Raw genomic sequence first — 12,479 nt, 5'->3', positions numbered from 1 at the left:
TGCCCACGAAACACCGCATGACGTTGTATGAAACCGACATGAGTTTCCGGCACCCCTGGCACGTACCGTCTATGCATGAGCAATCTCGAAGGTGCGCCCGTAGAGGCGAGTGACGTCCGTGGGCGCGTCGCCGAGCTGCACGCCATCCGCGAGCAGGTTCGGCGTGGCCCCAGTGACCGGGCGACCGAGGCCCAGAAGGCCAAGGGCAAGCTGACCGCTCGCGAGCGTATCGACCTCCTCCTCGACGAAGGCTCTTTCTCCGAGGTGGAGCCGCTGCGGCGGCACCGTGCGTCGGGTTTCGGCCTGGAGGCGAAGAAGCCCTATACCGATGGTGTGATCACCGGGTGGGGGACGGTGCACGGGCGTACGGTCTTTGTGTACGCGCATGATTTCCGGATTTTCGGTGGTGCGCTGGGTGAGGCCCATGCGACGAAGATCCACAAGATTATGGACATGGCGATTTCGGCGGGTGCTCCGCTGGTGTCGTTGAACGACGGTGCGGGTGCGCGGATCCAGGAGGGTGTCTCGGCGCTCGCGGGGTACGGGGGGATCTTCCAGCGCAACACCAAGGCGTCGGGTGTCATCCCGCAGATCAGTGTGATGCTGGGCCCGTGCGCGGGTGGTGCGGCGTACAGCCCGGCGCTGACGGACTTCGTGTTCATGGTGCGTGAGACCTCGCAGATGTTCATCACCGGCCCCGATGTGGTGCGGGCCGTGACGGGCGAGGAGATCACGCAGAACGGGCTCGGGGGCGCCGATGTGCACGCCGAGACCTCCGGCGTCGCCCACTTCGCCTACGACGACGAGGAAACCTGCCTCGAAGAGGTCCGCTACCTCCTCTCCCTCCTCCCGCAGAACAACCGGGAGAACCCGCCGCGGGTCGCCTCCGAGGACCCGGCCGACCGCACCGGCGACGCACTGCTGGACCTGGTCCCGGCGGACGGCAACCGCCCCTACGACATGCGCAAGGTGATCGAGGAGCTCGTCGACGACGGCGACCACCTGGAAATCCACGAGCGCTGGGCCACCAACATCATCTGCGCGCTGGCCCGGCTCGACGGCCAGGTCGTGGGCATCGTCGCCAACCAGCCGCAGTCCCTGGCCGGCGTCCTGGACATCGAGGCCTCGGAGAAGGCCGCGCGATTCATCCAGATGTGCGATGCCTTCAACATCCCGATCGTCACTCTTCTGGACGTCCCCGGCTTCCTGCCGGGTGTGGACCAGGAGCACGGTGGAATCATCCGCCACGGCGCGAAGCTGCTGTACGCGTACTGCAATGCCACGGTTCCGCGTATTTCGGTGATCCTGCGCAAGGCGTACGGCGGTGCGTACATCGTGATGGACTCCCAGTCCATCGGTGCGGACCTGACGTACGCGTGGCCGACCAACGAGATCGCCGTGATGGGCGCGGAAGGCGCGGCGAACGTGATCTTCCGCAAGCAGATCGCGGAGGCCGACGACCCGGAGGCGATGCGGGCCCGCATGGTCAAGGAGTACAAGGCGGAGCTGATGCACCCGTACTACGCGGCCGAGCGCGGGCTGATCGACGACGTGATCGACCCGGTGGAAACCCGTTCGGTGCTGATCAAGTCGCTGGCCATGCTCGCGACGAAGCACGCCGATCTGCCCTCGCGCAAGCACGGCAACCCGCCCCAGTAAGGGAGAAACACATGAACGACACGCTCGTACGCGTCGAGAAGGGCACCGCCGACGCCGAGGAGCTGGCCGCGGTCACCGCCGTCCTCCTCGCCCGCGCCGCGGCCGGCAACGGCCACGAGGCCCCCGCCCGCCCCCGCCGCTCCTCCGCCGGCTGGCGCCGCCTGGAGCGCACCCCGGGCTTCCGCGCGCCCCACAGCTGGCAGGGCTGACCCTTCCCGGCCGGGGGTCCGGGGGTGGTCCCCCGGGTGGGCACAGCCGCGCGCCCCACAGCTGGCAGGGCTGAGCCCAGGCCGCGACAGCGGCCCACCGGAACGCGAAAGGTCCCCGCACTCGTCATGAGTGCGGGGACCTTTTCGTCTGCGCGACCGAAAGCGATGGCTGTGCGGAGGTGCTGACACTCGGGCGTCAGCAGATCCGCACAGCCATCCCTGACCGCCCTACCGCAGCCGGGCCATGAGGGCGTGCTCGACGAGCGTGATGAGGGCGCTCTTGGCTTCGTTGCGGTGGCGGGCGTCGGTGGTGATGATCGGTGCGTCGGGGCCGATCTGGAGTGCTTCGCGGACTTCTTCGGGGTTGTAGGGCTGGTGTCCGTCGAAGCCGTTGAGGGCGATGACGAAGGGGAGGCCGCTGTTCTCGAAGTAGTCGACGGCGGGGAAGCAGTCGGCGAGGCGTCGGGTGTCGACGAGGACGACGGCGCCGATGGCGCCGCGGACCAGGTCGTCCCACATGAACCAGAAACGGTCCTGACCGGGCGTACCGAAGAGGTACAGGATCAGGTCCTGGTCCAAGGTGATGCGGCCGAAGTCCATGGCCACGGTCGTCGTGGTCTTGTCCGGCGCGTGCGTGAGGTCGTCGATCCCCGCCGAGGCGGAGGTCATGACGGCTTCGGTGCGCAGCGGGTTGATCTCCGAGACCGCGCCGACGAACGTGGTCTTGCCCACGCCGAAGCCACCGGCCACCACAATCTTCGCGGAGGTGGTGGAGCGGGCTGCCTCGCCGCTAGAGGTTCCGAAGTCCACTGAGCACCCTTTCGAGCAGTGTCACGTCAGGCTGGCCGCCGGCGGACTCGTCGCCGCCGGGCTGATGGATGGCGACGAGTCCGGCCTCCGCCAAGTCGGCGACGAGGATTCGGGCGACGCCGAGCGGGATGGAAAGAAGTGCCGAGATCTCGGCGACCGACTTGATCTCACGGCACAGATGGCAGATGCGCTGGTGTTCCGGCAACTGCCCTTGAAGCTGGGACGGCTGAGCCGTGGTGTGCACCAGCGCCTCGATGGCGAGCTGGTAGCGCGGCCGGGTACGGCCGCCGGTCATCGCATACGGTCGCACCAGCGGGTTGTGCGCGCCCCCCGAGGGGGTCGCACGCCGGTGCTTCTGGGGCTGGGCGGGCGCGGCATACGGCGACCGCGGAGCCTCCGGCTGAGCTTGGTGACTCGGTGCGGAGGGGAAATTGAAGCGGTTCAGCGGGGGCTGAGCCTGCTGTTCATTGCCGTACGGGTAACCGCCGGGGGGCGTTGCCACGTCTCCTCCTCCAACTTGCCTGTCTGATGCTGGTCGCGCCACCGCACCTTATGGGGCGGTGGCGCGAAACGCACTGCCTCTTTGCTAGTTGAGAAGGCTCCCCTGCAATTCGGCGCGGAGGTCGGGCGTGAGCACACTGCCCGCGCGGTCGACCAGCAGAGCCATCTCGTAGCCCACGAGGCCGATGTCGCACTCGGGGTGCGCCAGCACGGCCAGCGAGGATCCGTCGGAGACGGACATGATGAAGAGGAAACCACGCTCCATCTCCACCACGGTCTGGTTGACCGCGCCGCCCTCGAAGATCCGGGAAGCACCCGCCGTCAGCGAGGTCAGGCCGGAGGCTACCGCCGCCAGCTGGTCGGCGCGGTCCCGCGGGAACCCTTCGGACATGGCCAGAAGAAGTCCGTCGGCGGAGACCACGACGGTGTGGGACACCCCTGGGGTGTTGTCCACGAAACTGGTGATCAACCAGTTCAGGTTTTGCGCCGCCTGGCTCATCGGGCTCACACTAACGCTCCTGATCGTAGGTGCCGCCGGGGCCGAAGCCCTGGTCGTGTTGCTCATGTGCGGAGGTGTCGGTCCCCGCGCTGCGCCCCTGCTGGACACCGCGGCGCAGGTTGCTCAACCTGCCGCGGACGTCCTCCGGGGCGCGGGATATCTGGGGGCCGCCCTGCGGGGTGGTTTCCGCCTTGCCTTCGACCAGATTGGCCTTGGGGACCCGGCGGGGGAGACCGGAGGAGGTGATTCCGCCGGCCTTCGGCTCACGGAGCTGCTCGGCTCGGTGCCAGCGCTCGTCGTTCGCCGACTGCCAGTCGGACCTGTCGGCCTCTGGACGCTGCTGTGACTCCTGCTGGGACTGCTCCGGTTCTCCGCCGGCCCCCGCGGCGTCCTCGCCCGACTCGGACTGCTGCCACTGCTTCGCGCGGCGCGGCAGACCGGACCCGGTCAGCGAGTGGGAGCCGCTCGAAGAGGGGCCCGGACGGTCGAACTCTACGCGCTCGGGCTGGGCCGTGTCAGCGGACGGCAGGGATTCCGAATCGGCTCCGTGCCCCTGCTCGTAGCCGTGCTGGTACGGACCAGCTTCGGTCCACTCGCCTTGGTGGGCGGGGGCGTTGTAGTCGGCGTAGCCCTGCTGGTCGCCGTACCCGGAATCGGTATAGCCGGCTTCCGTATACGGCTGCTGCGAAGTCGGCTCCGGCGCCTGCGCGAGACCGGGCCGCTGGTCGTAACCCTGCTGCGGAACCTCGTCCCGGAACAGCGGACGGTTGTCGGCGGCCTGCGCCTCCAGCGCCGCGCGCCGCTCCTCACGCATCAGCGAACGGCCGACCGGGTCCAGCGAGGGCCCGGCGCCGGCGTCCGGCCGGGGGTCGTAACGGGAGTCGTCGAAGCCCAGTTCGGCGGCGGTGCGCAGCCGGGGCGCCGGCGGCGCGGCCTGCTGCTGCTCGGGCACGGCCCGCGACGTGAGGGTGAAGTCCTCGGGGGACATCTCGTCCAGCGAACCACCGCCACCGTGCGTGATGGCGTCCGGCAGCATCACCAGCGAGGTGGTGCCGGCCTGCTCGCCCGACGGGCGCAGCTGGACCCGGATGCCGTGCCGGGTCGCCAGCCGGCCGACCACGAACAGACCCATGCGCTGGGCGATCGCGACGTCCACGGTGGGCGGGTTGGCCAACCGGTGGTTGATGTCCGCGAAGTCCGTGGGCGTCAGACCGATGCCCTTGTCGTGGATCTCGACCATCACCCGGCCGTCGGGCAGCCGGGTCGCGGTCACCCGGACCTTGGTGTGCGGGGAGGAGAACGTGGTGGCGTTCTCCAGCAGCTCCGCGAGCAGGTGCACGAGGTCGGTCACGGCCAGGCCGTGGATCTCGGCCTCCGGCACACCGGTCAGCTCGATGCGCTCGTACGCCTCCACCTCGGAGGAGGCGGCGCGGAGCACGTCCACCAGCGGGATCGGCTGGTCCCAGCGGCGGCCGGGCTCCTCGCCCGCGAGGACGAGGAGGTTCTCGCCGTTGCGCCGCATACGGGTGGCCAGGTGGTCCATCCGGAAGAGGTTTTCCAGCTGGTCCGGGTCCGCCTCGTTGTTCTCCAGCTCCGTGATGAGCGTCAGCTGACGCTCGATGAGGGCCTGGTTGCGGTGCGACAGGGTCGTGAAGATCGCGTTGACGTTGCCCCGCAGCAGTGCCTGCTCGGCGGCCAGCCGGACCGCCTCGCGGTGGACCTGGTCGAAGGCGCGGGCGACCTCGCCGATCTCGTCACCGGTGTTGATCGGAATGGGATCGATACGGGTGTCGACGTGACCGGGGTCGGTGCGCGAGAGCTGGTCGACCAGGGCCGGCAGCCGCTGCTCGGCGATCTCGAAGGCACCGTTGCGCAGCCGGCGCATGCTCCGGCTCATCGAGCGGGCCATCTTGCCCGCCACCACGAAGGCGAGGAACAGGGCCAGCACCATGATCGAGGAGTTGATGATCGCTTCCTGCTGGGCGTCGGACGCGACCTCCTCGGCGTCCGCCACGGCCCGGTCGGCCAGCTGTTCCTCGATGTAGCGGTAGGCCTCGAACTTGCCCGTCGCGGTGGTGAACCACGAATCGGCGGTGATGCCCTTGGCCTTCAGCGTCGCGGGCGGCGTGCTGGAGATCGCGGCGTACATCTTGTCCTGCTCGGTCACCTGGGCCTTGTCGGCCAGGGCCTTGTTGAGCCGGTTGATGTCGTCGTCGGTGCCCGCCTGGACGTACTCGCCGTGGGCGATGTACTCCAGGAAGTTGTAGGAGACGAAGGAGGTCGTCAGCTTCTCGCGATTCTGCGCGGTGCCGGGCTTCTCCAGCAGGTGCGCACCGAGGGAACGCTGCAGCGACTCGGCGGCCTTCGCGAGCTGCACGGCGTAGACCATGCGGCCGAAGGAACTCGCGTTGTCCGTGCCGAGTCCCAGCTCGTTGGAGAACGCCATGAGCGGACGCTGGATGGCGCCGTAGCCGTCCTCGGTGTCGGCACCGGCCAGAGCGGACGAGTACGCGGCGCTGCGGAGCCTGGGCAGCCCGGCCTCCGCGTCGCGCAGCAGCTTCAGACGGCGCTTGAGGCTCGGGGTGTCCGGCATGCTCTTGACGGCCTTGTCGAACGCGGCCCGGGCGGCGTCCGTCGCGTCCCGCGTCTTCTTGACGACCGGGTCCTCACGCTTGTCGGCCAGCAGCGGCAGCGCCGTCTGGTCGCGCTCCTCGAGCACGGCGTGGGCGTATGTGGCGGCGGCCCGCACACCGCGCGCGGTGTCCGTGGCGTCCTGCGCCTCGTTCCAGGTGTCGACGGAGGTCTTCACGTGGAGACCGCCGAAGACCAGGGCGACGAGCACCGGGATCAGCAGAATGACGTTCAGCCGGGTGGGCACCCGCCAGTTGCGTGGGGAGAACCTGCCGCCACTGCCCTTCGCGGGCTCGGCGGGGGCTTCGGGCACGTCAGAGGGCAACGCCGCCGAGCGCGACGGTGGGGTGAAGTTGCCCCGCTCGTCCCGCGCCTGCTGCGTGGCGCCCGTCTTTCTACGCCTCACTCGACCAACAACCTCTCGGCGTCGGCACCTGACCTGTGCCGTGTATTTCCGCTGAGCCGTGACTGCTCAGCCCCGGAATTCCAGCACGGCAGGCAGGTGCATTCCAAACAGTGGGCACGGCCGCCGGACACGACGATTTGCCCGACATAAATCGGGCATTAAGAGCGAGCGGCGCCAAATGACGGGCGAATTATGTGCAGAGCGAAGTTGACCGAACGCGCCGAGTGCTCGCGTCCGGTCAATTCTCTTGTTGAAATGTTATGAACCCCGGACGGCGGTCCGTGGCCAATAACACAAATCCGCCCATCGCAACTGTGGGTCGCGCAAAGCTACTTGAGCCGGGCCATGAGGGCGTGCTCGACGAGCGTGATGAGGGCGCTCTTGGCTTCGTTGCGGTGGCGGGCGTCGGTGGTGATGATCGGTGCGTCGGGGCCGATCTGGAGTGCTTCGCGGACTTCTTCGGGGTTGTAGGGCTGGTGTCCGTCGAAGCCGTTGAGGGCGATGACGAAGGGGAGGCCGCTGTTCTCGAAGTAGTCGACGGCGGGGAAGCAGTCGGCGAGGCGCCGGGTGTCGACGAGGACGACGGCGCCGATGGCGCCGCGGACCAGGTCGTCCCACATGAACCAGAAACGGTCCTGACCGGGCGTACCGAAGAGGTACAGGATCAGATCGTCATCCAGTGTGATGCGGCCGAAATCCATCGCCACCGTGGTGGTGGTTTTGTCCTGGACATGGCTCAGATCGTCGATCCCCGCCGAGGCGGAGGTCATGACGGCTTCCGTGCGCAGCGGAGAGATTTCCGAGACCGCGCCGACGAATGTCGTCTTGCCCACGCCGAAGCCGCCAGCCACCACGATCTTCGCCGAAGTGGTGGAACGGCCGACGCTCCCGCTAGAGCTTCCGAAGTCCACTGAGCACCCTTTCGAGCAGTGTCACATCCGGCGTTCCACCGGACTCGCCGCTGCCGCCCGGCTGGTGGATCGCCACCATTCCGGCCTCCGCCAGGTCCGCCACGAGGATCCGCGCCACGCCCAGGGGCATGTTCAGCAGCGCGGAGACCTCCGCGACCGACTTGACCTCCTGGCAGAGGTGGCAGATCCGCTGGTGCTCGGGAAGCAGCCCCGCGAGGTGGGCCGGGTCGGCCGTGGAGCTGACCAGCGCCTCGATGGCGAGCTGGTAGCGCGGCCGGGTACGGCCCCCGGTCATTGCGTAGGGGCGGACCAGCGGCTGGTCGCCTTCACTCCCGTACGACGCGTGGTGATGCGAGGCGCCGTACGGGCCGGGCGAGGCGGGCGGGGTCATGAATCCTCCGGACGGGACAGCAGGATGGCAATAATGCCGTCGAGCGGTGGCCGGTGGGGGGTTTTCGGCCGTACGGTCGGACGGTATTTGCGGTATGCGTACGGTCAGTTCAGCAGACTGCCCTGAAGCTCCGCGCGGAGATCGGGCGTCAGCACGGTGCCGGCGCGGTCGACCAGCAGGGCCATCTCGTAGCCCACGAGGCCGATGTCGCACTCGGGGTGCGCCAGCACGGCCAGGGACGAACCGTCGGAGACGGACATGATGAAGAGGAAACCACGCTCCATCTCCACCACGGTCTGGGTGACGGGGCCGCCCTCGAAGATCCGGGAGGCCCCGGCCGTGAGGGAGGTCAGACCGGAGGCGACAGCCGCCAGCTGATCGGCGCGGTCGCGCGGAAAGCCTTCGGACATCGCCAGAAGGAGTCCGTCGGCGGACACCACCACCGTGTGGGACACCCCCGGGGTGTTCGCCACGAAGTTGGTGATCAACCAGTTCAGATTCTGCGCCGCCTGGCTCATCGGACTCAACTAACGCTCCTGCTGGTAAGTGGGGCCAATGTGGTGACTGCCGGTGGTCGAGCCGTTTCCGGCCTGACGTCCCTGCTGGATGCCCCGGCGAAGATTGGTCAGCCGGCCGCGTACGTCATCGGGCGCACGCGAGACCGCCGGACCGGTCGGGTTGCTCTGTTCCTGTTCCTGCGCGGCACCCTCGACGAGGTTCGCACGCGGCACACGCCGCGGCAGACCGGAAGAGGTGATGCCGCCGGCCGCCGGCTCGCGGACCTGTTCGGCCCGCTGCCAGCGCTCGTCGTTGGGGTTGCGCCAGTCGTCCGCCTGCGGGGCCTTGGGGGCCTGCGCGTCGCGCGGCGGGCGCTGGGCCTTGGCGGGCCGCTCGCCCTGGGGGGTCGGCGTCGGCTGCGGGGCGCGTCGCGGCAGCGAGCGCCCGTTCCTCGGGGCCTGCTCGGGCGCCGGGGCGGCGGTGTTCGCACCGTTGCCCTCGCCGCCGTTCTCGCCCCGGAACCAGTGCGACTCCAGCTCCTCGAACAGCGGCGTCCGCCCGTCGCCGGGCCCGGCCGCCGGCAGCTGGCCCGCCTCGGGCCCGTCGCCGGGCCGCTCGAACTGCCCGGTGTCACCGGGACGCTCGAACTGGCCGGTGGTGCTGTTCTGCGCGTTGTCGGCGGGAGAGCCGGGCAGCGCGAACTGGCCGGTGTCGCCGGGGCCGCCGGACGGCTGTGCGCCGTTCGGCGGGGGGAACTGACCGGTGGTGTCGTTCCGGGGCGTTCCGGCGGCGTCGATCCGCGGGAACTCGGACGTGTCACCGGGACCGCCGGAGCCGGACCGCGCGTTGCCGGCCTGCGTGTTGCCGGGCTGGACGTTTCCGGGCTGGGGGAACCGGCCGGTGTTCTCCACGTCCTCGTGACCGCGCGGGCTGTCCTGCGCCGGGCGCCGGGCACCGCCGTCCGAGGCCAGCGGCCAGTCGTCGACCGGGGCGGCCGGAGCCGAGGGACCGGAAGCGGGCTTGGGGGCCGCGGGCGACTGGTCGTTGCCCCAGCTCGGGGCCGTACGGCCGGGCAGCTCGGGGGCCGCGCCACGGGCGGGCAGCTGCGGACGGCGGCCACCGCGGTCACCGGCGGGCGGTGTCGCGGCGGGGCCGTCGGCGTTGCCACGGGGCGGCAGCGGGGGACGGTCGCCGCCGCGCGGCGCGCTGTCGAAGAGGCTGCCGCCGGTCGAACCGGCACCGGCAGCCGCACCGGCACCCGGAGCGGGGCGCGTGGGCAGCCCCTTGTCCGTCGTGCCCGGACGGCCCGGGAGCGCGGGCCGCGGCCCGCTGGCCGGGGGAACCGGCCGGCGGGGAGCCTGGCCGCCACCCATGAGGCCGGTCTGCCCGGCACCCGGGGCGCCGCCGCCCGCGGCGGGCTGGCCCGGCATGCCCGGCATCGGCTTCTTGCCGCCCTGGGCGACATCGACCGGCAGCATGACGAGCGCGGTGGTACCGCCCGAGTCGGAGGGGCGGAGCTGAATGCGGATGCCGTGTCGCAGGGACAGACGGCCGACCACGAACAGACCCATGCGGCGGGAGACGGAGACGTCGACCGTGGGCGGGCTGGCGAGCCGCTCGTTGATCGCGGCCAGGTCCTCCGGCGAGAGGCCGATGCCCGTGTCGTGGATCTCGACCAGCACCCGGCCGTCGGGCAGGGCGTGACCGGTGACCTTGACCTTGGTCTGCGGCGACGAGAAGGACGTCGCGTTCTCGAGCAGCTCGGCGAGCAGGTGCACGAGGTCGTTGACCACGCGGCCGGCGACCTCGGTCGGCGGCACACCGCTCAGTTCGATGCGCTCGTACTGCTCCACCTCGGACGCGGCGGCGCGCAGCACGTCGACGAGCGGCACCGGGCGGGTCCACCGGCGGCCCGGCTCCTCGCCCGCGAGGACGAGGAGGTTTTCGCCGTTACGGCGCATACGGGTCGCGAGGTGGTCGAGGCGGAAGAGCGAGGAAAGCTGGTCGGGGTCGGCCTCGCGGCTCTCCAGCTCGGAGATGAGCGAGAGCTGACGCTGGATGAGGCCCTGGCTGCGGCGCGAGAGGTTGGTGAACATCGCGTTGACGTTGCCTCGCAGCAACGCCTGCTCGGCGGCGAGGCGGACCGCCTCGCGGTGCACGTCGTCGAAGGCCGCGGCCACCTTGCCGATCTCGTCCGTGCTGTGCACACCGACCGACTCGACCGTGGTGTCGACGTCCTGCGGGTCCGTCTCGGAGAGCTGCTTGACGAGCTCCGGCAGACGTTCCTGGGCGACCTTCTGGGCGGTGTCCTGCAGTCGGCGCAGCGACCGCACCATGGACCGGGCCACGACGAACGCGCCGACCAGCGAGATGCCGAGGACCAGGATGATCAGCACACCGTTGAGGATGGCGTCCTGCTGGGCGTCGTCACGGAGTTCGCGCGCCTTCTGGTCCATCTGGGACAGCAGGGTCTGCTCGATCTTGGACATCTCTTCGAGCTTCACGCTGTCCTGGTCGTACCAGTCCATGTACGTGTACGGAGCGGACTTGAGCCCCTCCGTCTTGCTGAGCGCGCGCTCGGCGAAGGTGTTCGCGGAGGTGATCTCCGTCTGGCCGCCGTTGAGGGCCTGGAGCAGTTCGGCGGAGTCGCCGGCGCGGATCGCGGTGAAGCGGCCCAGCAGCTCGTCCTCGCTCTCCAGCGCGTTCTTGCCGTACTGGAGGTCGTTCGCCGAGAGCGAGGCGCCCTTGGGGTTGGCGAGCGCGGCACTGATCACCGCACGCTGGATGGAGGCGTACTCCTTGGCGGAGGAGAACGTCGCCAGGGCGCGGGTGCTGGCGATCATGTCGCTGTTGCTGGTGGCCTGGGCCATGTCCTGGGACAGCGACAGCAGCGAGGTGATCAGCGCGTTGTAGTCGTTGACCGTCTGCGCGATGTACTCGGAGTCCTGGTACGCGTTCTGACGGTGGTTCTTGATCTTGTCGAGCTGCTTGGTGATGTCGACCAGGGTCGTCTGGACACCGACCATCGCCGTGTCGCCCGACTCGAACTTGGTGGACGCCTGCCGGAACGCGTCGATGGCGCGGTCGGTCTTCTCGCGCGGGGCGACGACCTGGTCGTCCTTCTCGAGCTTGCGGATCAGCGGGCCCGCGGACTTGTCGCGCTCCTCCTGGAGCGCGTCCGCGAGCTGAGTGGCCTTACCGGTCATCTCGGTAAGGATCTTCATGTGATCGAGCTGGTCGACGTTGTCGAGCGAACCGTCGATACGTAGCGCACCCAGGGTCGTCGCGGCGACCACGGGCAGGGCTAGCAGGGAGACCAGTCGGGTGCTGATGCGCCAGTTGCGCAGGGCTATTCGTGAGCCCGGCCCGTTCGGCTTTTTCGCCTTCGGCTTGTCGGCGGGCTCGCCACCGTTCGGCGCGTCGGCGGGCGTGCCGCGGTCGGTCGCACCGCGCGGCTCCGGCTCCGCCGCAGCGCTGCCATCCCTCTTGAAACGTCCCTGCACTAGCGTCGCAACCTCTGGACCAGGCGTCCCTCCGGGTGAGCGGCGGGACGGTGTCGAGTCGTGGGGGGACCGCGGTTGCCCCCTGGCGGTCCGTGGAATTCCAGCACAGTGCCGGATCTCCAACAAGGCCGGTGCCCGGCGCCGGGAATGCTGTGACGCTATGTGCGGAATGGGTCACCAGATGTAGAAAGCTGCACCCCTTATAACGGGCACATTCCGGCAATTCACCCCACCGGCATGGAAGGGTGTCCGGTGTCCCAGTCGCCATGATCAGGAGCGGAACGTCAGCTTCAGCCCTGCAATGTCCGTTTCGCGGTGGCGAAATGTCCGACCGATATGCGGCATTTTTTGCCGTACTCGTGAGCAAACTCACAGCAGACTCAGGACTTCTCCAGCGGGACGGTGGGGAAGGGCGGGCCTAGCCTGGACCTTTACACCCGTGCGAGAACGACAACGCGAGG

10 protein-coding genes are annotated in these 12,479 nt (G+C 69.4%); 2 read left to right on the top strand and 8 right to left on the bottom strand.

Annotated elements, in window-relative coordinates:
- The first annotated feature begins 75 nt into the window (after positions 1–75).
- On the top strand, positions 76–1,659 hold the full coding sequence (locus ACZ6MA_RS16385; RefSeq protein WP_469434320.1) for an acyl-CoA carboxylase subunit beta: 1,584 nt from the start codon (positions 76–78) through the stop codon (positions 1,657–1,659).
- A gap of 11 nt (positions 1,660–1,670) precedes the next feature.
- Positions 1,671–1,868 (top strand): acyl-CoA carboxylase subunit epsilon, encoded by a 198-nt coding sequence (locus tag ACZ6MA_RS16380; protein WP_130880089.1) that lies wholly within the window; start codon positions 1,671–1,673, stop codon positions 1,866–1,868.
- A 228-nt stretch (positions 1,869–2,096) separates the two neighbouring features.
- Here ACZ6MA_RS16380 and ACZ6MA_RS16375 read toward each other — a convergent pair whose 3' ends face one another.
- The 8 genes from ACZ6MA_RS16375 to ACZ6MA_RS16340 all read right to left on the bottom strand — a co-directional run bounded on the left by ACZ6MA_RS16375 (position 2,097) and on the right by ACZ6MA_RS16340 (position 12,018).
- Positions 2,097–2,678 carry a GTP-binding protein gene (locus ACZ6MA_RS16375; RefSeq protein WP_130880090.1) on the bottom strand — a complete coding sequence of 194 codons (582 nt, stop codon included), beginning with the start codon at positions 2,676–2,678 and terminating at the stop codon, positions 2,097–2,099.
- Positions 2,659–3,180, bottom strand: coding sequence for a DUF742 domain-containing protein (locus ACZ6MA_RS16370; RefSeq protein WP_469434319.1), 522 nt, complete (start codon positions 3,178–3,180; stop codon positions 2,659–2,661). The genes ACZ6MA_RS16375 and ACZ6MA_RS16370 overlap by 20 nt, the downstream gene beginning before the upstream one ends.
- A gap of 84 nt (positions 3,181–3,264) precedes the next feature.
- The gene (locus ACZ6MA_RS16365) at positions 3,265–3,687 is read right to left on the bottom strand and encodes a roadblock/LC7 domain-containing protein (RefSeq protein ID WP_130880092.1); all 423 of its coding nucleotides are present in this window, start codon (positions 3,685–3,687) and stop codon (positions 3,265–3,267) included.
- A 1-nt stretch (position 3,688) separates the two neighbouring features.
- Positions 3,689–6,715: a sensor histidine kinase gene (locus ACZ6MA_RS16360; RefSeq protein WP_469434318.1), complete on the bottom strand. Its 3,027-nt coding sequence runs from the start codon at positions 6,713–6,715 to the stop codon at positions 3,689–3,691.
- 329 nt (positions 6,716–7,044) lie between these two features.
- Positions 7,045–7,626, bottom strand: a complete 582-nt coding sequence (locus tag ACZ6MA_RS16355) for a GTP-binding protein (RefSeq protein ID WP_130880094.1) — start codon at positions 7,624–7,626, stop codon at positions 7,045–7,047.
- Positions 7,607–8,017, bottom strand: coding sequence for a DUF742 domain-containing protein (locus ACZ6MA_RS16350; RefSeq protein ID WP_130880095.1), 411 nt, complete (start codon positions 8,015–8,017; stop codon positions 7,607–7,609). The genes ACZ6MA_RS16355 and ACZ6MA_RS16350 overlap by 20 nt, the downstream gene beginning before the upstream one ends.
- Before the next feature lie 104 nt (positions 8,018–8,121).
- The gene (locus ACZ6MA_RS16345) at positions 8,122–8,535 is read right to left on the bottom strand and encodes a roadblock/LC7 domain-containing protein (protein WP_165451611.1); all 414 of its coding nucleotides are present in this window, start codon (positions 8,533–8,535) and stop codon (positions 8,122–8,124) included.
- 9 nt (positions 8,536–8,544) lie between these two features.
- Entirely contained in the window at positions 8,545–12,018 is a 3,474-nt protein-coding gene (locus ACZ6MA_RS16340; RefSeq protein WP_469434316.1) for a sensor histidine kinase, read from the bottom strand.
- Positions 12,019–12,479: the final 461 nt, after the last annotated feature.

The organism is Streptomyces sp. NPDC042259 (genome assembly GCF_055582085.1).
Note: the sequence above shows the minus strand (reverse complement) of the source record. Positions and strands in the feature narration are given on the sequence as shown.

Bases quoted from the DNA above. Each gene is read 5' to 3' on its own strand.
- ACZ6MA_RS16345 (WP_165451611.1), bottom strand. From the start codon at position 8,535: ATGAGCCAGGCGGCGCAGAATCTGAACTGGTTGATCACCAACTTCGTG.
- ACZ6MA_RS16380 (WP_130880089.1), top strand. From the start codon at position 1,671: ATGAACGACACGCTCGTACGCGTCGAGAAGGGCACCGCCGACGCCGAG.
- ACZ6MA_RS16385 (WP_469434320.1), top strand. From the start codon at position 76: ATGAGCAATCTCGAAGGTGCGCCCGTAGAGGCGAGTGACGTCCGTGGG.
- ACZ6MA_RS16350 (WP_130880095.1), bottom strand. From the start codon at position 8,017: ATGACCCCGCCCGCCTCGCCCGGCCCGTACGGCGCCTCGCATCACCAC.